The sequence below is a fragment of the Deferribacter autotrophicus genome (genome assembly GCF_008362905.1).
Classification (GTDB): domain Bacteria; phylum Chrysiogenota; class Deferribacteres; order Deferribacterales; family Deferribacteraceae; genus Deferribacter; species Deferribacter autotrophicus.
The window spans coordinates 236,054-253,614 of record NZ_VFJB01000004.1 but is presented as its reverse complement, the minus strand read 5'-3'; the positions used below and the strand labels follow the sequence as shown (position 1 = coordinate 253,614).

The following is a 17,561-nucleotide window of genomic DNA, read 5'->3' as shown; positions in this document are numbered from 1 at the left end:
TTTATATTCATCGGAGTTTAATCCCTAATATTTATTCCATTAGTTAAAGAGTTAAACATTTCTTCTACCAGGGAGTATGGGTCCCCATTAAGGTTTAGTTTAGCTATAATTTTTTCATAAGAAAAGATATTTTTTTCAATTTTTTCTATTAGATATTGTTTTGCAATAAAAAAAAGTCTTTCGGAGTGTTTTGAATTAAATTTAATTCTGTGACTTTCTATTTTTTCAACTAGCTCTGCAACCCCTTCACCTCTAGTAGCCACAGTTTTAACAATTGGTGGGGTCCAATCTTTCTTCTGCGATAGCTCCAACATCATTTCCAAATCTCTTGCTGTTCGGTGAGCTTCATCTTTGTCAGCTTTGTTTACTACAAATATATCAGCAATTTCCAAAATACCTGCTTTTATAGCCTGGATATCATCACCTAGTCCTGGGACTGTTACAACTATACATGTGTCTGAGACTGTGGAAATCTCCACTTCATCTTGGCCTACACCTACTGTTTCAATAATTATTACATCATAACCAGCAGCATCAAGAATCATAGCGATTTCTATAGCAGAACTTGATAATCCACCAAGATGCCCCCTAGTGGCCACACTTCTTATGAAAACACCTTCATCCTGTGAGTGTTCGGCCATTCGTATTCTATCACCTAAAATTGCTCCTTCGGAAAATGGGCTTGTGGGGTCAATGGCCACTACACCAACCTTTTTCCCAAGGTTTCTATAGTGTTTGATAATTTCGTTGGTAAGAGTGGATTTTCCAGCTCCTGGAGAGCCCGTTATGCCAATGAAGTGAGCTTTACCACATTTTGGTAGAATCTCTTTCATCTCTTTTTCATAGCCGTCGATTCTGTCATCTACAAATCTCATTAGTCTTGCAAGACTACGCTTATCTCCGTTTAATACTTTTTGATAGAGCATTTTTACCTCATTCTGTTAATCATTTGTTTTAAATAATAAAGGTGTAATCTATTTTTATTAATTATTTTTTCACAAAATTGAGTTACATAATCTCTCATTTCTCCTTTGGTTTCGAATATTTCCAATAGAAAGCCACCATCTTTCAAAAAATCTGCGTAAAACATGTCACCAAGTAAAAACAGTTGCTGGTAGTGACTATGTCTCATTACTCTAGGTATTCTTTGGGTGCCGCCAAAGCCTGTGATTATACCAAGCTTTGAACCGGGATGTGCAAATTTACTTTTTTTTGTGGCAAATCTAAAGTCAGATGCTGCAGCAAAGTCCATTCCACCACCCATACAGAAACCATCGATTTCTGCTATTACTACCTGTGGTAGTTCCTGCATAAGGTTGAATAGTCTGTTGCCAAGTATCGAAAACCCTTTTGCATCATAACCTGAATAGGAGAGCATGGTTTTAATATTTGCACCTACAGCAAAGGAGCCACCTTCTCCAAATATTCTTAAAATTTTTGCAGGTGCATCAAAAAGTTTCTTAATATTTTCTATTAAATTTTTTAAAGTATCAGTATTTAATATATTAAATTTCTCTTCAGGAGTTAGTGTTAAATAAGCTACTTCGCCGTCAATATCTAATTTTATCATGCAGCATCTTTTGGTTTTATCGTTTCTTTTATAAAGTCTATAATTTCTGAGGTTGGAGTCCCTGGCGTGAAAATTCTTTTTACGCCTTTGGATAGAAGAAATGGGATATCATCTTCAGGGATAACTCCACCACCAAACACGATAATATCATCAGCTCCTTTTTCTTTAAGAAGTTGAATAATTTTTGGAAAAACAGTATTATGTGCCCCGGAAAGGATGCTTATCCCTATGGCATCCACATCTTCCTGAATAGCAGTGTTTACTATTGCTTCAGGAGTTTGTCTAAGTCCAGTGTAAATTACTTCAAATCCTGCATCCCTTAAAGCCCTTGCCACTACTTTTGCTCCTCTGTCGTGACCATCAAGCCCTGGTTTTGCTATTAAAATTCTTATCTTTCCCATCACATCCTCCCTAAAGTTTTTTAAACTCTTCCCATCTATCTGTAAACTTAGGTTTTCTTTTTTCAATAAATGCGCTCATTCCCTCTCTTTTATCATTACTTGCAAAGGCTACTGTGAATGCGTTTTGCTCTAGTAATAACGCTTTTTCGAGATCTATCTCGATACCGTTGTTAATTACCTCTTTAGCAAGACCTATGGCAAAAACACTCCTTTGTTTTAATTTTTCGGCAAACTCTTCAAAGAAATTAGTCATTTCATCGTTGTTATCAAACAGTTTGGTAATTATTCCTTTTTCAAAAAGATTATCAGCGGTTACTTTTTCTCCGGTAAAAACAAGATATTTGGTAAATGTTTCATAAATTTTGCGAGACATAAGTTGAGTCCCACCAAATCCGGGTATTATGCCAAAATTTGTTTCTGGAAAGCCAAACATACTTCTTTTTGTAGCAAAAATAACATCTGAAGCTAAAACTATCTCAAAACCGGCACCTAGAGCATTACCATTCACTAGGGAGATAATAATTTTTTTCAAATTTCTCATTCGTTTAATTAGTCTCTGACCTAAAAAGGAAAAAATTTTTGATTCTGCTTCATTGTAATTTACTAATTCTTCTATGTTTACACCTTTGCAAAAAGAATCTGTTTCACTGCTAAAAGTAATGAGATCAACTTCTATATCATTTTCAAATTCATTTATTATGTGGTACAAATCTTTGAGGTTATCAGTCGTTAAATAAGAATTGTTTTTGAAAATAATTTTGCCAATGCGTTTTATTTTTTCTTTTGTAATATCCATTCCTTAAACCTCGATTGAATGCATGCTTGACAAATTTTAGCAATAATAAAACAATGTTAAGATAAAATCAAGAATTATTAGGGTTTATTCAAATTGGAAGAAATTGATTATATCAGTTAATGATTAATAGGTAAAAAAAAAGAGGCCGAAGCCTCTTTTTAATAACTGATAATTTTTGGAAGCCAGAGGACACTTTCTGGCCAGAAAGCAACCATTGCTAGAACTATTAGCTGGATAATAATGTACGGAATAATCCCTTTATAGATGTGCATTGTGGTTACTTCTGGTGGAGCTACACCTTTAAGGTAAAATAGTGAAAATCCGAATGGTGGAGTTAGAAAAGATGTTTGAAGGTTAACGGCAAAAAGAATTCCAAGCCAAAGAAGATTTACCCCAAAATGTTCAAAAATAGGAGCAACAACAGGGACTAAAATAAATGTAATTTCGATAAAATCTATGAAGAAACCTGCAATAAATACTACAAACATGACAAGGAAGGTAAACATACCTTTGCTTAAATTCGCATTGATAACCAGGTCTCTAATGTATGCATCGCCACCCATACCTCTAAAAACAAGACCAAAGGCTGTGGCGCCTACAAGGAGGATAAACACCATACATGTAAGATAGGTGGTTTCTTTCATTACTGCTTTTAGAGTGTTGAAATTTAATCTACCTTTTAGTGCCGTTAAAACAGTTGCAAAAAAAGCTCCAACTGCTGCAGCTTCGGTTGGGGAAGCAATTCCAGCGAAAATGGAACCCAAAACTGCAAGGATCAAGCCAAAGGGCATTAAAAATGCAGTAATTATTTTTTTGTACATTCCATCTTTGTGAAAGGCGTCCAATTCTTCTTTTGGCATGGCCGGACATGATTCAGGTTTTACGATGGCCATGATTACTATATAGATGATGTATAAGATCACAAGCATCAAGCCGGGTACAACAGCGCCAATAAACATGGAGCCGATATCCACATTCAAGATTGAGCCAAGAAGAACAAGGACGATACTTGGAGGAATAATTTGTCCTAAAGTACCTGATGCTGATATAGTCCCTGTGGCAAGTTCAGGTGAGTAGTTCCTTTTGAGCATAGTAGGTAAACTTAAAAGCCCCATAGTTACCACAGTGGCACCAACTATTCCTGTGGAGGCTGCAAGTAGAGCACCAACCACCACAACTGAGATGGCAAGACCGCCTCTTAATTTACCGAAAAGTAGAGCCATTGTTTCCAACAACTCTTCAGCAAGACCTGATTTTTCAAGCATTACCCCCATATAAACAAAAAGAGGAACAGCAATTAAAACCACATTGGTAATACGTCCCCAGATTCTTAAAGGGAGTAAATTAAAAAAATCTAAACCGAAAGTAGCAAGACCAAAAAATAAAGAAACACCACCTAAAGTGAATGCAACGGGATAACCGAGTAGTAAAAGACCGAAAACAGTTATAAATAGAATCAGAGGCATAGCTTCTGTCATTTTTGACTCCCTTCTAGATATTCTTTTTTACCTGTTAATATTAAGAAGTTGCGAATAAGTAATGATATTCCCTGAAGTAGAACAAGAAAGAACCCTACAGGGATGGCACTTTTTAAAATGAACCTGTAAGGTAATCCGCCGGGGTTAGGAGATCCTTCTTTAATAAGAAAAGAGTTGATGACGAAATTTTTAGATGTGTAAATTACTAAAATTGAAAAAGGTATTAAAAACAGAAGTGTTCCGATGATATCAATTACAGCTTTCTTTTTTTCAGTTAACTTATCGTAAAATACGTCCACTCTTACATGTCTGTCATGTTTTAAAGTGTAAGCAGCGCCCAAAAGGAAAAGAAAACCGAAAAGGTGCCATTCAAGCTCTTGCACGGCAACAGAACTTTTGTTAAAAACATATCTTGTGGTTACATCATAACAAACCACAAGTACCATTAAAGTAGAAATCCAGATTACAATATTACCAAACCACTCATTAAACATATCGATGATTTTCATGATTTTAGCGATTAACTTCAAGTTAACCTCCTGGGATTGATTTTTTAGCGCATATACGCTTTTTTTTTATAACAGTCAAGATTTAAAATTGGTTAAACAATGCTGAATAAAGTTAACGAACTATGTCATTAGGGTAGTTTTTTAATAATTGAAAATTTATTATTAGTTTGATAAAGTAAAATAAAAAATTGGGGGTTTAGATGAGATTAAAAAATTATTTTTTGCCAACTTTAAGGGAAAATCCAAGTGAAGCTGAAGTTGTAAGCCATAAATATATGCTTAGAGCCGGTATGATAAGGAAGGTGGCTGCCGGTATTTATAATTATCTGCCTGCAGGATTGAAAGTTATTAAGAAAGTGGAAAATATTGTTAGAAAGTATATGAATGAGGCTGGGGCCATTGAGGTTTTAATGCCAGCTGTTGTCCCTGCCGAGCTTTGGATGGAAAGCGGTAGATGGAATGTTTATGGTAAAGAATTATTAAGATTGAAAGACAGACACGATAGAGATTTTTGCATAGGGCCTACCCATGAAGAAGTGGTTACTGATATAGTGAGAAATGAGGTAAAATCTTATAAGCAACTGCCTTTAAATCTTTATCAGATTCAGACAAAATTTAGAGATGAAGTAAGACCTAGATTTGGTTTAATGAGAGGGCGAGAATTCATTATGAAAGATGCTTACTCTTTTGATGTGGATGATGCTGGGGCAGAAGCTAGCTATCAAAAAATGTATGATGCATACTGTAAAATATTTGAGGCATGTGGTTTGAAATATAAAGTGGTTGAAGCAGATTCAGGAGCGATTGGTGGTTCTTTTTCTCATGAGTTTATGGTAACAGCTGATACCGGAGAGGATTTTGTTATCAGCTGTACAAAATGCGATTTTGCAGCAAACATTGAGAAAGCCCCTGTCCTGGATGAAGGGGTAGTCCCTGATGAGCCTGAGAAAAAGTCAGAAATTGTAACCACAGAAAATATAAAAAGAGTAGTGGATGTAGCTGAGTACCTTGGGATTCCACCTCATAAACATGTAAAAACACTCATTGTTAAAGGTGATAATAAATTTTTTGCTATTCTTATTAGAGGTGATAGGGAGTTAAACCTTGTTAAAGTTAAAAACTTTTTCAACCTTTCTTATGTGGAGTTCGCTAATGAAGATGAGATTCTTAGAATTACAGGTGGACCTGTAGGATTTTCAGGACCAAAAGGACTTAAAATCCCAATTTATGCAGATTATGAAATAAAGTATATGAAAAATTTCGTCCTTGGTATTAATGAAAAGGATAAGCATCAGATAAATGCTAACCTTGGTAGAGATTTTGATGTGGATGGTTTTGGTGATTTCAGAAATGCTGTGCCTGGTGATAAATGTGCAAGGTGTGGAGAGGGCGAGTATCAGATTACAAAAGGGATTGAAGTGGGGCATATCTTCAAACTTGGGACAAAGTATTCTAAAGCGATGAACGCTTATTATCTTGATAAAGATGGTAAACAAAAATTGATGGTAATGGGGTGTTATGGTATAGGTATAGGAAGAACTGCAGCAGCGGCCATTGAGCAGAATCATGATGAAAAAGGGATAATTTGGCCTGTGCAGCTTGCTCCTTTTGAAGTGGTTGTAGTGCCTATAAATACAAATTCTGAAGATGTGGTAAATCTTTCAGAAACAGTTTATTTAAGGCTTCAAAAAGAAGGGGTTGATGTTTTGATTGATGATAGGGATGAAAGAGCTGGTGTTAAGTTTAATGATGCAGACCTTGTGGGATATCCTCTCAGGATAAATGTAGGCGCCAAATCTCTTTCTCAGGGTAATGTGGAGATTTTCATAAGAAAAACAGGTGAAATTGTTACTGTTAAAAAAGAGGATGTGATTGATAAGACATTGCAACTTTTGGATGAGTTAAGAGAAGGTAAAATATAATTGTTAAAAGCCCTGCCGTTATGCAGGGCTTTTTTTATGTATTCAAAAAAGTTTGTTTAAACTAAAATAATGTTATAATTTTTCTTGAGTTTTTATTCAAAATAGATAAATTTAGTGTGGTTAAACCCAAAAAAAGGAGGTCTTATGAAGAAGTTTTTGTTAGTTGTAACCGTTTTGGCTTTACTAATTACGTCAGCATTTGCAGAACCAAGGTATGGTGGAACCCTTGTATTTGGTAGGGGAGGTGATTCTGTAACAATGGACCCTGCCCATGCTACTGATGGTGAAACATTTTATGCAACAACTCAAATTTATGATAATTTGGTACAGTTCAAGTACGGTACAACCGAAATTGAGCCAGCATTGGCTGAGAGCTGGGAAGTGAGCAAAGATGGACTGGAGTATGTATTTCATCTTAGAAAAGGGGTAAAATTCCACAAAACAAAGTTTTTCAAAGAAGATGTAGAGTTTACAGCTGATGATGTTATCTTTTCATTAAAAAGACAGCTCGATCCAAATCACCCATACCACAAGGTTGGTGGTGCTTACGAGTATTGGCAAGCTATGGATATGAGCAATATAGTGAAGGATATTGTTAAAGTTGATAAATACACAGTAAAATTCATATTGAATAAGCCAGAAGCACCATTCATAGCTAACCTTGCAATGGATTTTGCATCTATCCTTTGCAAAAAATATGCCGACAAGCTTTTAAAAGAAGGGCGTCCTGAGGATATTGGAAGATTTCCAGTGGGGACAGGGCCATTTGTGTTTGTAAAGTGGATTAAAGATGACAGGATAATTTTTAAAGCAAATAAAGATTACTGGGCTGGAAGACCATATATTGATAAACTTATTCTGAAAGTTATCCCTAATAATTCTGTTCGTGCTGCAGAGCTAAAAACAGGTCAGATTCATATTATGGACTTTCCAAATCCTGAAGAGGTAGCAGAGCTTGAAAAAGACCCAAATATTAAACTTGTTAAACAGGAAGGCCTAAATGTAGGTTATCTTGCAATGAATACAGAAAAGAAACCTTTTGATAACCCATTAGTGAGGAAAGCTATATATCTTGCTATTAACAAGAAAGATATTGTAGATGCTGTTTATGCTGGTTTTGGTGTGCCTGCCAAAAACCCAATTCCTCCTACAATGTGGTCATACAATGATGATATAAAAGATTATGAATACAATCCTGAAGAAGCTAAAAAGTTGCTTGCTAAAGCTGGATATCCAAATGGTTTTGAAACAGATATTTGGGCAATGCCTGTGCCAAGGCCATATATGCCAAATGGTAGAAAAGTAGCTGAAGCTATTCAGGCTGATTTGGCAAAGGTGGGAATCAAAGCAAAAATAGTATCTTATGACTGGGGTACATATTTACAAAAAACAAAATATGGTGAGCACTCTATGGCATTATTGGGATGGACAGGTGATAATGGTGATCCAGACAATTTCCTTTATGTATTGTTGAGTTCAAAAGCTGCGGTAAAACCAGCTCAGAATATCGCATTTTATAGAAGTAAAGAGTTTGACTCATTGATAGAAAAAGCAAAAGTGATTACTGACAAAGAAGAAAGAACTAAGCTTTATAGAAAAGCTCAGGAAGTTTTCCACAAAGATGTACCTTGGGTACCAATTGCGCATTCAATAGTTGTGGAGCCTATGAGAAAAAATGTTATGGGATTTAAACTTGATCCTGTAGGTAAGAGAAGATTTCATAAGGTATGGTTAGATAAGTAAAGATTTTTATATTTGCAAAAAGAAACAAAGAGAACATAGCCGAGTCCCTGCTTAATGGGTGCTCGGCTCTTTTTATTTTGAGTATACAGATGTTTAAGAATGCTTAATACATTGAAACAAAAAGAAGCTTGACATTTGAAGATTTAAAAGTATATTTTCTTGGTTTTTAAATTAAAGGGTACTAAACATGCTTTACTATATTGTGAAAAGACTGTTTTGGGCTATTCCGACAATAATTGGTGTTTCCATATTAGTTTTCGCAATGATTCATTTAGCCCCAGGTGATCCTGCTCTTGTTATGTTGGGTGAACATGCCAGTAAAGAATCAGTAGAAAAGCTGAGAAAAGAAATGGGGTTGGATAAACCTCTTTATGTTCAGTACATTATCTTTGCAAAAAAAGCTCTAAAAGGGGACTTTGGTAAATCTATAAAAAGCAGACAGGATGTTATCAAAGAGTTTTGGGACAGATTTCCTGCTACTGTTGAGTTGACTGTTGTTAGTATGTTTTTTGCTGTAATTATTGGTATTGCAGCAGGTATAATTGCTTCTGTTAAAAGGTATTCTGTCTTTGATTATACCAGTATGGTGGGGTCACTAGCTGGTGTATCTATGCCTGTTTTCTGGCTTGGACTTCTTCTTATCTACTTCTTTGCTGTTAGACTTGAGTGGCTACCAGTATCAGGAAGGCTTTCCTATGAGTTTTATATTGATAAGATAACAGGTTTTTATCTAATAGATTCATTGATAGCTAAAGATTATGAAGCTTTCTGGGATGCGTTAAAACACCTTATTCTTCCCGGTTTTGCATTAGGTACCATACCTATGGCTATTATTGCAAGAATGACTCGCTCCAGTATGCTTGATGTTTTGAAGGAAGAATACATTAAAACTGCAAAAGCAAAAGGGTGTTCACCATTACGTGTGATAATGATACATGCTTTCAGAAATGCTTCCATTCCTGTTGTAACCATTATCGGCCTTATGTTTGGTACTCTTCTTGCAGGTGCCATCTTGACTGAGACAACATTTAGTTGGCCAGGTATTGGGAAATGGCTTGTTAATGCAGTTTATCAAAGGGATTTTCCGGTGGTTCAGTGTGCCACATTGATTATAGCCGTTATTTTCATTGTAATAAACCTTTTGGTAGATATTGTGTATGCATTAATTAATCCTAAAGTAAGGCTTGATTGATGAAAGAGTCGTTATTGAAAGAGTATATTCAAAGATTCAGAAAAAATAAATCAGCAGTTTTTGGCCTTATTCTTGTGTCAATACTTATTTTAATGGCTATATTTGCACCATTGATTGCTCCATATGATCCTACTGTTCAGGATTTAAAATCACGATTGCTACCACCTGTTTGGTCTGAAGCTGGCAAATGGCCACATATTTTGGGTACAGATGATTTCGGAAGGGATGTTTTTTCTAGGATTGTTTATGGTGCCAGGATTTCCCTTATGATAGGGACAATTTCAGTGGGGATTTCGCTTTTTTTTGGTTTGATTATGGGTTCAATTGCAGGTTTTTATGGTAAAAAAGTGGATGCTTTTATTATGCGTATTGTGGATATAATGTTTGCAGTACCGGCCATTTTACTTGCCATTGTAATTGTGTCAATGTTAGGGCCAAGCCTATACAATGCAATGATTGCTATTGGAGTGGTTGGGATACCATCTTATGCAAGGATTGTGAGGGCGTCTGTATTACAAGAAAAAGAAAAAGAGTATGTCATTGCATCTAGGGTGAATGGTTCATCTAATATGAGATTAATATTTAAAGTTATTCTTCCAAACTGTATGGCCCCTATTATTGTTCAGTCTACAATGGGTTTTGCGTCTGCAGTATTGGAAGCTGCAGGGCTTAGCTTTTTGGGGCTTGGTGCTCAACCACCCACCCCAGAATGGGGTGCCATGTTGTCCGACTCTTTGCAGTACATAATGAGAGCTCCATGGATGATTACATATCCAGGACTTGCAATATTTATGACTGTTTTAGGTTTCAATCTTGTAGGTGATGGACTGATGGATGTATTAGATCCAAAACAGAAGGATAGATAACATGTTGTTGTCAGTGAAAGAGTTAACCACTGTGTTTGATACTGATAAAGGTAGGGTTGTTGCAGTAAACGGTGTAAGTTTTGATATTGAAAAAGGGAAAACTTTGTGTCTTGTGGGGGAATCAGGTAGCGGAAAAAGCATTACTTCTTTATCTATAATGAGATTGATTGAAAAACCAGGGAAAATTATAAAGGGAGAAATTTTACTTAACGGTCAAAATTTGATGAATTTGACCGAGAAAGAGATGAGAAAAGTTCGTGGAAAGAAAATCTCCATGATTTTTCAGGAGCCAATGACATCTTTGAATCCTTCATATACAATCGGTTTTCAGATAAAAGAAGTTCTCAAGTTGCATCAGCCTGAGCTTTCTAAGAAAGAGATACATGATAAAGCTGTAGAATCATTAAAACTTGTAGGGATACCATCAGCTGAAGAAAGGCTTAAGGATTATCCTTTTAAACTGAGTGGTGGTCTAAGACAGAGGGTGATGATTGCTATGGCAATGGCATGTGAACCGGAATTATTAATTGCCGATGAGCCTACCACAGCTCTTGATGTTACCATTCAGGCTCAAGTGCTTGCACTTATGAAAGAGCTACAGGAGAAAAAAGGGACTTCTATTCTTTTCATCACTCACGATTTGGGTGTTGTCTATGAAATGGCCCACGATGTGGCAGTAATGTATACAGGGAATATTGTGGAAAAAGGTAGTAAAAAAACAATTTTTGATGAACCTAAGCATCCTTATACTCAGGGGTTGATTGCTTCTATCCCTTCAAGCCATAGAGGAGGAAGAAAAAGCCGCCTTTATTCTATTGAGGGTAATGTGCCAAGTTTATACAATTTGCCCAAAGGATGTACTTTTTGGCCTAGATGCCCTTTTGCAAAAGAGATTTGTAAAACTGAGAAGCCTAAATTAAAAGAGATAACAGATGGACATTTTGTAGCCTGTTTTAAAGCAGAAGGTGTGTTTTGATGGAGCTTTTAAAAGTTGAAAATTTAAAGAAATACTATGAGATAAAAAAAGGTAAATTTGGACAAAAAGCTATTTTAAAAGCCGTTGATGATGTATCTTTTATCGTTCATCGCGGAGAAACTTTGAGTATTGTGGGTGAATCGGGATGTGGAAAATCCACAACGGGAAAACTGATTTTAAAAATAGAAGAGCCCACATCAGGTAAAATTTTATTCAAAGGGGAAGATGTCACTAAAAAAGATAGACAAGAGTTAAAAGAGTATAGAAAAAGTGTTCAGATAATTTTTCAGGATCCTTATTCATCTTTAAATCCAAGATGGCGAGTTGGAGATATTATTGCAGAGCCTTTAAAATTGAATACAAATTTGAGTAACAAGGAAATCGAAGAGAAAGTTTACTTTCTTATGGAAAAGGTTGGACTTTTGAAGGAGCATTACTATAGATATCCACATCAGTTTTCAGGTGGTCAAAGACAGAGGATTGGGATTGCAAGGGCTTTGACTTTGAATCCAGAACTGATAGTTTGCGATGAGCCTGTTAGTGCCCTTGATGTAAGTATTCAATCACAGGTTTTGAATCTTTTACTGGATTTGCAGGAAGAGTTTAAACTTACGTATCTTTTTATATCCCATGATTTAAGTGTGGTTAGGCATATTTCAGACAGAATTATAGTTATGTATCTTGGTAAGATTATGGAAAAAGGAACGGTTGATGATATTTTTAATTCACCGATGCACCCTTATACTCAGGCACTTTTAGAGTCTGTTCCTGAAATAGGTAAAGAGAAAGAGAAAAAAATGGTTTTAACAGGAGAAATTCCAAGTCCCATAAATCCACCATCCGGATGTAGATTTAGAACACGTTGCCCTTATGCTAAGAGTGAGTGTGCTGAAATCTCTGGAGATCTTATCTCCATTTCAGATACTCATGAAACCGCTTGCCCTTTTAGAATATAATCTTTACAAAAGTGAAAAAAAATAATAAAAGTAGCACATGCTTATAGATAAGTTGTTTGTGTATGGCCTTTTGAAAATGGGGTATCCTAATTATTCATTAGTTGAGCCATATATAATTACTGAAATTGATGCATATACTATTGGGAGTCTTTATAAATTATCAAAAACCAATCAACCAGCATACATCAAAGATGGAAATTACAAGATTTATGGTAAACTTTACTATTTATTGAATACTAAAAAATTGTTCCCGGTTCTTGATTATATTGAACAAGGGTTTGAAAGGGAGCTTACATCTGTTTATGCAAAGGGAGAGGAACATATTGCTTGGATTTATGTATACAGGTTAGATTTAAAGGATGCTATACTTATAGAAAATGGTGTTTGGGAATAATAATAGTTAAAAAGAGGAGTTGTTATGAAATATGAAGCTGTAATTGGTCTTGAAGTACATGTTCAGTTATCAACAAAGAGTAAAATATTTTGTTCATGTTCTACTGAATTTGGAGCTGATGCAAATACGCATGTATGCCCTGTATGTTTAGGTATGCCTGGGGTATTACCTGTTTTAAACAGGCAGGCAGTTGAATACACGATTAAGGCAGGGTTAGCATTGAATTGTGAGATACAGAGAAAAAGTGTTTTTGCTAGAAAAAATTATTTTTATCCTGATTTGCCAAAAGGGTATCAGATTTCTCAGTATGAACTGCCTATCTGTTTAAATGGTTATATAGAGATTGAAGTAAATGGTGAGAAAAAGAAGATAGGGATTACAAGAATTCATATGGAGGAAGATGCCGGAAAATCAATACATGGAGAGAATCTTGGGTCACCTGCGCACAGTTATGTGGACTTGAACAGGACGGGTGTTCCACTCATAGAAATAGTTAGTGAACCTGATATCAGGACACCTGAAGAGGCAAGAGCTTATTTGCAGAAATTGAAAACAATACTTGAGTATATTGAGGTATCTGATTGTAATATGGAGGAAGGTTCTTTAAGGTGTGATGCAAATATCTCCTTGAGGCCCGTAGGTGAAACAAAGTTTGGAACTAAGACTGAAATTAAGAATATGAACTCATTTAGAAATGTGCAGAGGGCACTTGAGTATGAAATAAAAAGGCAGGCTAAAATACTAGATGAAGGTGGCGTGATAGTTCAGGAAACAAGGTTGTGGGATCCAAACAGAGGGATTACTCTTTCTATGAGAAGCAAAGAAGAAGCCCACGATTACAGATATTTCCCTGATCCAGATCTTGTGCCTCTTATAGTTGAGAAAGAGTGGGTGGATGAAGTCAGGGAGACATTACCAGAATTACCTGATGCCAAAAAAGAGAGATTTATAAAAGAGTATGGACTTCCAAGTTATGATGCTGAGGTATTAACGTCAAATAAAAGATATGCGGATTATTTTGAAAAGGCAGTAAAACATCATAGCAATCCAAAAGCTATAAGTAACTGGATTATGAGTGAAGTTTTGAGAGACGTGAATGAAAAAGGGTGTGATATCTTTGATTTGAATGTGAAGCCTGAGCATATAGCAGAAATAGTAAAATTGATAGATGAAGGAAAAATTTCAGGTAAAATTGGTAAAGAGGTGTATCAGTTAACCCTTGAAAGTGGTAAATCTCCATCAAAGATTGTGGAGGAAAAAGGGTTAATTCAGATATCTGATGAATCAGCCATAGAAGAGATTGTGAAAAAAGTTCTTGAGGCTAATCCTAAGGAAGTGGAAAGGTATAAAAATGGAGAGAAAAAGCTTCAGGGATTTTTTGTTGGTCAGGTTATGAAGGAGACTAAAGGAAAAGCTAATCCGAAGCTTGTGAATGAGCTTTTACAAAAATTGTTGAGCTGATACTTATAAATCTATTTTTGAGACATTGTGGGGAAGAGGGGGAGTCTTCCCCTTATTATCACTTTATGAGATAAGAGGAGGATGTCATGCTAAAAAAGATTGATCATATCGGAATTGCAGTAAAAAATCTTGATAATTCTTTGAAAATTTATGAGACAATTGGTGTAAAACCTTATCATTTTGAAGAAGTTGAATCCCAGAAAGTGAAAACGGCATTCATTAAGGTGGGAGAATCTAATATCGAGTTGTTGGAACCCACTTCTGAGGAGAGCCCCATTGCCAAATTTATTGAAAAGAAAGGGGAAGGGATTCATCACATAGCATACCTTGTGGACGATGTGCAATTAGCAATAGATACCCTTAAAAATGCTGGTTTCAAATTAATAGATGAGACTCCAAAACCGGGTGCACATGGAAAATTAATCGCTTTTGTCCATCCAAAGAGCACCAATGGTGTACTTACGGAATTGTGTCAGCATGCCGAAAAGCATTGATAATCTTTTAAAAGGTACCCTTAAGTTTAGAGAAGAAGATTTTAATAATCTTCAGCACATTTATGAAAAATTAAAGGACAAACAATCTCCTCATACTTTGTTTATTGGTTGTTCTGACTCCAGAGTTATTCCAAACTTAATTACAAAAACATTGCCTGGTGAACTCTTTGTTGTCAGAAATATAGCTAATATTGTGCCTCCTTATAGAGTAGCAAAGGATTATGCTGGTACAACAGCTGCCATTGAATATGCTGTAAATGTGCTGAATGTTGAGAATATTGTGGTTTGTGGTCACTCAAATTGTGGTGGGTGTAAAACACTTTTACAAGGGTTTCAACAACTCAATGATTTGCCAAATATAAGAGAGTGGCTTAAAATTTCTGCTTGTATTATTGATGAGATTAAAAAAATTGAAGTGCATCATGAAGAATATTTACAGCTTTTTGTTGAGCAGATGAATATTGTATGTCAATTAAAAAATCTTTTGACTTATCCGTATATTAGAGAGAGATACAAAGAGAAAAAGCTCAATTTACTTGGTTGGCATTATATTATATCTACCGGTGAAATCTACGCTTACAATTTTGAAAAACAAAAATTTGAACCTTTGAATTTTTGATTTATGTAAGTTGTATAGATTTTACACATATGTGTAAAATTTACACAGTTGATTTTACCCTGGTTGCAAATATTTCCAAGAATATCAAGCTTTTATGCCTTTAGTAAAGTTGGTATCATTTTTGTTTAATATCTTTTAAGTTTGCTGCAAAAAAAAAATTGTAACTTTTGAGTGGCAAATACGTTTAAGAATAAAAAAAATGGAGGTAAGAAATGAAAAAAGTAGTATTAGCATTAAGTGTATTATTTGTATTTTTGGTTGTTGACAGCTATGCAAGGGGTATGAGATCAGGTAGAGGCGGAATGATGGGTGGATATTCTAATTCAAACAGTTATAATTATCAGCAAAACTACAGGTATAATTATGGATCAGGTAGTAGTTATAATAACCAGTATAAGCACCAGTATAAATATCAGTACAAAGGTTCTAAGCAAGGTGCAGGAAGTGGTTCACAATATCAGAACAAGAATCAATATAAAGGCTCAAGATCTTCAAGCTCAAGTAACAGCAGGCAATATAAGAATTTAACAGAAAGAGGTTATAGTGTGAATAGTGATGGTTACATAGTGGATTCTACCGGTAGTTTGGTAAAAGATGCTAATGGAAATCCGGTTACTCCAGGTAGTGGCTTTTTTAGAAATAAATAAAATAAAAAGATGCTCGCTAAATCAAAATTGCGAGCATCTTTTTTTAACATACATATTTTTCTAATTTAATTCAAAAATTGTAACCTTCATTTTTTTATTACGTTATAATGGTAGGATGAGAGAATTAAAAGAGTTTTATAAAAACACGAAAGTTCCTTTCTTCAATTATTTATTAAAGCTAACCGGCGATTATGATTTGGCATCTGATCTTATGCAGGATGCTTATATAAAAATTTATGAAAACTATAAAGTTTATAATAAAAGCTTATTGTATAAAATAGCCTACAATTTGTATATTGATTTTTACAGAAAATCCAAGAAAAACAGCGAACTGAATGTAGAAGTGACTCTATCTATAACTGATGTAGAAGAATCTTTAATTGCAAAAGAAGATTATAAAAATCTGCTTAAAGCAATGCAGAAATTACCACTTGAAGAAAGACAGATACTGTCTTTAAAGGTTTCGGATAATTTGAGTTACAAGGAGATAAGTGAAATTACAGGCTTAAGTGTGGCAAATATCAAAGTTAAAATACATAGAGCGAGGCAGAAACTTAGGCAAATCCTAAAAGGAGGTTTAAAATGAGAGAGCTTTTAATAAGTAAATATATTGATGATGAACTTACGTTAAAAGAAAAAGAAATCTTTATTAAAGAGGTTATGAAAGATTCAACATTTGGCGAAGAGGTATTGGAATTTATTGGTCAGGAATATTTATTGCGTGATTATATTGAGCCTGAAAGAGAAGTTAATTTTGAACAAAGGAGAAAAATGAATTTTAGATTTGTTCCGGCAATAATGTCTGTTGTTGCATCGATATTAATAATTTTTGCGGTATTGAATTTTCAAAATTCATCTAATTCTGTCGCTTTGAAACCAAATGAAATGATAAAAGAATATAGATTTGTCATTTATAAACCAGATGCAAAAAAGGTTGAAATCGCTGGGACTTTTACGAATTGGCAAAGAATTAAGATGAAAAGGATTGATAATACCGGCTATTTTGAAGTTTCATTGAAATTGAAACCGGGTGAGCATAAATATAGTTTTGTAGTGGATGATAAGTACAGTACTCCAGATCCCACAATCATAGCGAAAGAAAGGGATGATTTTGGGAATGTTAATTCGATTTTAGAATTAAAGGAGGATGCATAATGAAAAAAAGTATAATTATACTTTTATCATTTTTATTTATATCTTGTGCTTCTCATTATGTTAAAAAGAAGGATGATAGTCTTCTTTTTTATTTGAGAGATGATTCATCTAAAAATATAGAATTATATGTTGATGTAGACGGTTTTGAGAAACACAAAGCTGAAAAAATTAAAAATGATATTTGGGTTGTGAAGATTAAACATCCTGCTTCAAAAGAGATAAAATATTTTTATAAAGTTGATGGTAAACTTTACATTCCTGATTGTGAGTTGAAAGAGAAAGACGATTTTGGTGGAGAAAATTGTATTTTTAAAAATTTTCCGTAACCTTTTTACCCACTTAATCGTTATATGGGTGAAAACGGTATCAAGGAGGTTTGGAG

The 17,561-nt window shown here is 34.8% G+C and carries 20 protein-coding genes; 14 read left to right on the top strand and 6 right to left on the bottom strand.

What is annotated here, in order from left to right; translation table 11 throughout:
* Window positions 1–17: 17 nt before the first annotated feature.
* The 6 genes from meaB to FHQ18_RS05340 form a co-directional block, all read right to left on the bottom strand.
* Window positions 18–926 carry a methylmalonyl Co-A mutase-associated GTPase MeaB gene (gene meaB, locus FHQ18_RS05365; RefSeq protein WP_149266141.1) on the bottom strand — a complete coding sequence of 303 codons (909 nt, stop codon included), beginning with the start codon at window positions 924–926 and terminating at the stop codon, window positions 18–20.
* A gap of 2 nt (window positions 927–928) precedes the next feature.
* The gene (locus FHQ18_RS05360) at window positions 929–1,570 is read right to left on the bottom strand and encodes an enoyl-CoA hydratase/isomerase family protein (protein WP_149266140.1); all 642 of its coding nucleotides are present in this window, start codon (window positions 1,568–1,570) and stop codon (window positions 929–931) included.
* Window positions 1,567–1,971: a cobalamin B12-binding domain-containing protein gene (locus FHQ18_RS05355; RefSeq protein ID WP_149266139.1), complete on the bottom strand. Its 405-nt coding sequence runs from the start codon at window positions 1,969–1,971 to the stop codon at window positions 1,567–1,569. The genes FHQ18_RS05360 and FHQ18_RS05355 overlap by 4 nt, the downstream gene beginning before the upstream one ends.
* Window positions 1,972–1,981: 10 nt before the next feature.
* Complete coding sequence (locus FHQ18_RS05350; RefSeq protein WP_149266138.1) at window positions 1,982–2,767, bottom strand: enoyl-CoA hydratase/isomerase family protein; 786 nt, start codon at window positions 2,765–2,767, stop codon at window positions 1,982–1,984.
* Window positions 2,768–2,925: 158 nt separating this feature from the next.
* Window positions 2,926–4,245, bottom strand: a complete 1,320-nt coding sequence (locus FHQ18_RS05345; protein ID WP_149266137.1) for a TRAP transporter large permease — start codon at window positions 4,243–4,245, stop codon at window positions 2,926–2,928.
* Window positions 4,242–4,775 (bottom strand): TRAP transporter small permease subunit, encoded by a 534-nt coding sequence (locus tag FHQ18_RS05340; RefSeq protein WP_149266136.1) that lies wholly within the window; start codon window positions 4,773–4,775, stop codon window positions 4,242–4,244. The genes FHQ18_RS05345 and FHQ18_RS05340 overlap by 4 nt, the downstream gene beginning before the upstream one ends.
* Window positions 4,776–4,954: 179 nt before the next feature.
* On the opposite strand from FHQ18_RS05340, the gene FHQ18_RS05335 reads away from it, so the two are divergent.
* The 14 genes from FHQ18_RS05335 to FHQ18_RS05270 all read left to right on the top strand — a co-directional run bounded on the left by FHQ18_RS05335 (window position 4,955) and on the right by FHQ18_RS05270 (window position 17,505).
* On the top strand, window positions 4,955–6,676 hold the full coding sequence (locus FHQ18_RS05335; protein WP_149266135.1) for a proline--tRNA ligase: 1,722 nt from the start codon (window positions 4,955–4,957) through the stop codon (window positions 6,674–6,676).
* Window positions 6,677–6,820: 144 nt separating this feature from the next.
* Window positions 6,821–8,419 carry an ABC transporter substrate-binding protein gene (locus tag FHQ18_RS05330; RefSeq protein WP_149266134.1) on the top strand — a complete coding sequence of 533 codons (1,599 nt, stop codon included), beginning with the start codon at window positions 6,821–6,823 and terminating at the stop codon, window positions 8,417–8,419.
* 187 nt (window positions 8,420–8,606) lie between these two features.
* Entirely contained in the window at window positions 8,607–9,611 is a 1,005-nt protein-coding gene (locus FHQ18_RS05325; RefSeq protein WP_149266133.1) for an ABC transporter permease, read from the top strand.
* Complete coding sequence (locus FHQ18_RS05320) at window positions 9,611–10,477, top strand: ABC transporter permease (protein WP_149266132.1); 867 nt, start codon at window positions 9,611–9,613, stop codon at window positions 10,475–10,477. The genes FHQ18_RS05325 and FHQ18_RS05320 overlap by 1 nt, the downstream gene beginning before the upstream one ends.
* 1 nt (window position 10,478) lies before the next feature.
* Complete coding sequence (locus FHQ18_RS05315; protein ID WP_188020348.1) at window positions 10,479–11,453, top strand: ABC transporter ATP-binding protein; 975 nt, start codon at window positions 10,479–10,481, stop codon at window positions 11,451–11,453.
* Window positions 11,453–12,409 carry an ABC transporter ATP-binding protein gene (locus FHQ18_RS05310; RefSeq protein ID WP_149266130.1) on the top strand — a complete coding sequence of 319 codons (957 nt, stop codon included), beginning with the start codon at window positions 11,453–11,455 and terminating at the stop codon, window positions 12,407–12,409. The genes FHQ18_RS05315 and FHQ18_RS05310 overlap by 1 nt, the downstream gene beginning before the upstream one ends.
* A gap of 37 nt (window positions 12,410–12,446) precedes the next feature.
* Window positions 12,447–12,803: a gamma-glutamylcyclotransferase family protein gene (locus FHQ18_RS05305; RefSeq protein ID WP_149266129.1), complete on the top strand. Its 357-nt coding sequence runs from the start codon at window positions 12,447–12,449 to the stop codon at window positions 12,801–12,803.
* 24 nt (window positions 12,804–12,827) lie between these two features.
* A complete protein-coding gene (gatB, locus tag FHQ18_RS05300; protein ID WP_149266128.1) occupies window positions 12,828–14,264 on the top strand; it encodes an Asp-tRNA(Asn)/Glu-tRNA(Gln) amidotransferase subunit GatB in 1,437 nt (478 codons plus the stop codon).
* 86 nt (window positions 14,265–14,350) lie between these two features.
* Entirely contained in the window at window positions 14,351–14,758 is a 408-nt protein-coding gene (mce, locus tag FHQ18_RS05295; RefSeq protein ID WP_149266127.1) for a methylmalonyl-CoA epimerase, read from the top strand.
* Window positions 14,742–15,377, top strand: a complete 636-nt coding sequence (locus FHQ18_RS05290) for a carbonic anhydrase (RefSeq protein ID WP_149266126.1) — start codon at window positions 14,742–14,744, stop codon at window positions 15,375–15,377. The genes mce and FHQ18_RS05290 overlap by 17 nt, the downstream gene beginning before the upstream one ends.
* Before the next feature lie 212 nt (window positions 15,378–15,589).
* Window positions 15,590–16,024, top strand: a complete 435-nt coding sequence (locus FHQ18_RS05285) for a hypothetical protein (protein ID WP_149266125.1) — start codon at window positions 15,590–15,592, stop codon at window positions 16,022–16,024.
* Between the two features lie 115 nt (window positions 16,025–16,139).
* The gene (locus tag FHQ18_RS05280; protein ID WP_149266124.1) at window positions 16,140–16,610 is read left to right on the top strand and encodes an RNA polymerase sigma factor; all 471 of its coding nucleotides are present in this window, start codon (window positions 16,140–16,142) and stop codon (window positions 16,608–16,610) included.
* A complete protein-coding gene (locus FHQ18_RS05275; RefSeq protein WP_149266123.1) occupies window positions 16,607–17,179 on the top strand; it encodes a glycogen-binding domain-containing protein in 573 nt (190 codons plus the stop codon). Before FHQ18_RS05280 ends, FHQ18_RS05275 begins: the two co-directional genes overlap by 4 nt.
* A complete protein-coding gene (locus tag FHQ18_RS05270; protein WP_149266122.1) occupies window positions 17,179–17,505 on the top strand; it encodes an early set domain-containing protein in 327 nt (108 codons plus the stop codon). Before FHQ18_RS05275 ends, FHQ18_RS05270 begins: the two co-directional genes overlap by 1 nt.
* Window positions 17,506–17,561 lie beyond the last annotated feature (56 nt).

Bases quoted from the DNA above. Each gene is read 5' to 3' on its own strand.
- meaB (WP_149266141.1), bottom strand. From the start codon at position 926: ATGCTCTATCAAAAAGTATTAAACGGAGATAAGCGTAGTCTTGCAAGA.
- FHQ18_RS05345 (WP_149266137.1), bottom strand. From the start codon at position 4,245: ATGACAGAAGCTATGCCTCTGATTCTATTTATAACTGTTTTCGGTCTT.
- FHQ18_RS05290 (WP_149266126.1), top strand. From the start codon at position 14,742: ATGCCGAAAAGCATTGATAATCTTTTAAAAGGTACCCTTAAGTTTAGA.
- FHQ18_RS05310 (WP_149266130.1), top strand. From the start codon at position 11,453: ATGGAGCTTTTAAAAGTTGAAAATTTAAAGAAATACTATGAGATAAAA.
- FHQ18_RS05305 (WP_149266129.1), top strand. From the start codon at position 12,447: ATGCTTATAGATAAGTTGTTTGTGTATGGCCTTTTGAAAATGGGGTAT.
- FHQ18_RS05280 (WP_149266124.1), top strand. From the start codon at position 16,140: ATGAGAGAATTAAAAGAGTTTTATAAAAACACGAAAGTTCCTTTCTTC.
- mce (WP_149266127.1), top strand. From the start codon at position 14,351: ATGCTAAAAAAGATTGATCATATCGGAATTGCAGTAAAAAATCTTGAT.
- FHQ18_RS05330 (WP_149266134.1), top strand. From the start codon at position 6,821: ATGAAGAAGTTTTTGTTAGTTGTAACCGTTTTGGCTTTACTAATTACG.
- FHQ18_RS05360 (WP_149266140.1), bottom strand. From the start codon at position 1,570: ATGATAAAATTAGATATTGACGGCGAAGTAGCTTATTTAACACTAACT.
- FHQ18_RS05320 (WP_149266132.1), top strand. From the start codon at position 9,611: ATGAAAGAGTCGTTATTGAAAGAGTATATTCAAAGATTCAGAAAAAAT.
- FHQ18_RS05275 (WP_149266123.1), top strand. From the start codon at position 16,607: ATGAGAGAGCTTTTAATAAGTAAATATATTGATGATGAACTTACGTTA.
- FHQ18_RS05325 (WP_149266133.1), top strand. From the start codon at position 8,607: ATGCTTTACTATATTGTGAAAAGACTGTTTTGGGCTATTCCGACAATA.
- FHQ18_RS05315 (WP_188020348.1), top strand. From the start codon at position 10,479: ATGTTGTTGTCAGTGAAAGAGTTAACCACTGTGTTTGATACTGATAAA.
- FHQ18_RS05350 (WP_149266138.1), bottom strand. From the start codon at position 2,767: ATGGATATTACAAAAGAAAAAATAAAACGCATTGGCAAAATTATTTTC.
- FHQ18_RS05270 (WP_149266122.1), top strand. From the start codon at position 17,179: ATGAAAAAAAGTATAATTATACTTTTATCATTTTTATTTATATCTTGT.
- FHQ18_RS05335 (WP_149266135.1), top strand. From the start codon at position 4,955: ATGAGATTAAAAAATTATTTTTTGCCAACTTTAAGGGAAAATCCAAGT.
- FHQ18_RS05355 (WP_149266139.1), bottom strand. From the start codon at position 1,971: ATGGGAAAGATAAGAATTTTAATAGCAAAACCAGGGCTTGATGGTCAC.
- gatB (WP_149266128.1), top strand. From the start codon at position 12,828: ATGAAATATGAAGCTGTAATTGGTCTTGAAGTACATGTTCAGTTATCA.
- FHQ18_RS05285 (WP_149266125.1), top strand. From the start codon at position 15,590: ATGAAAAAAGTAGTATTAGCATTAAGTGTATTATTTGTATTTTTGGTT.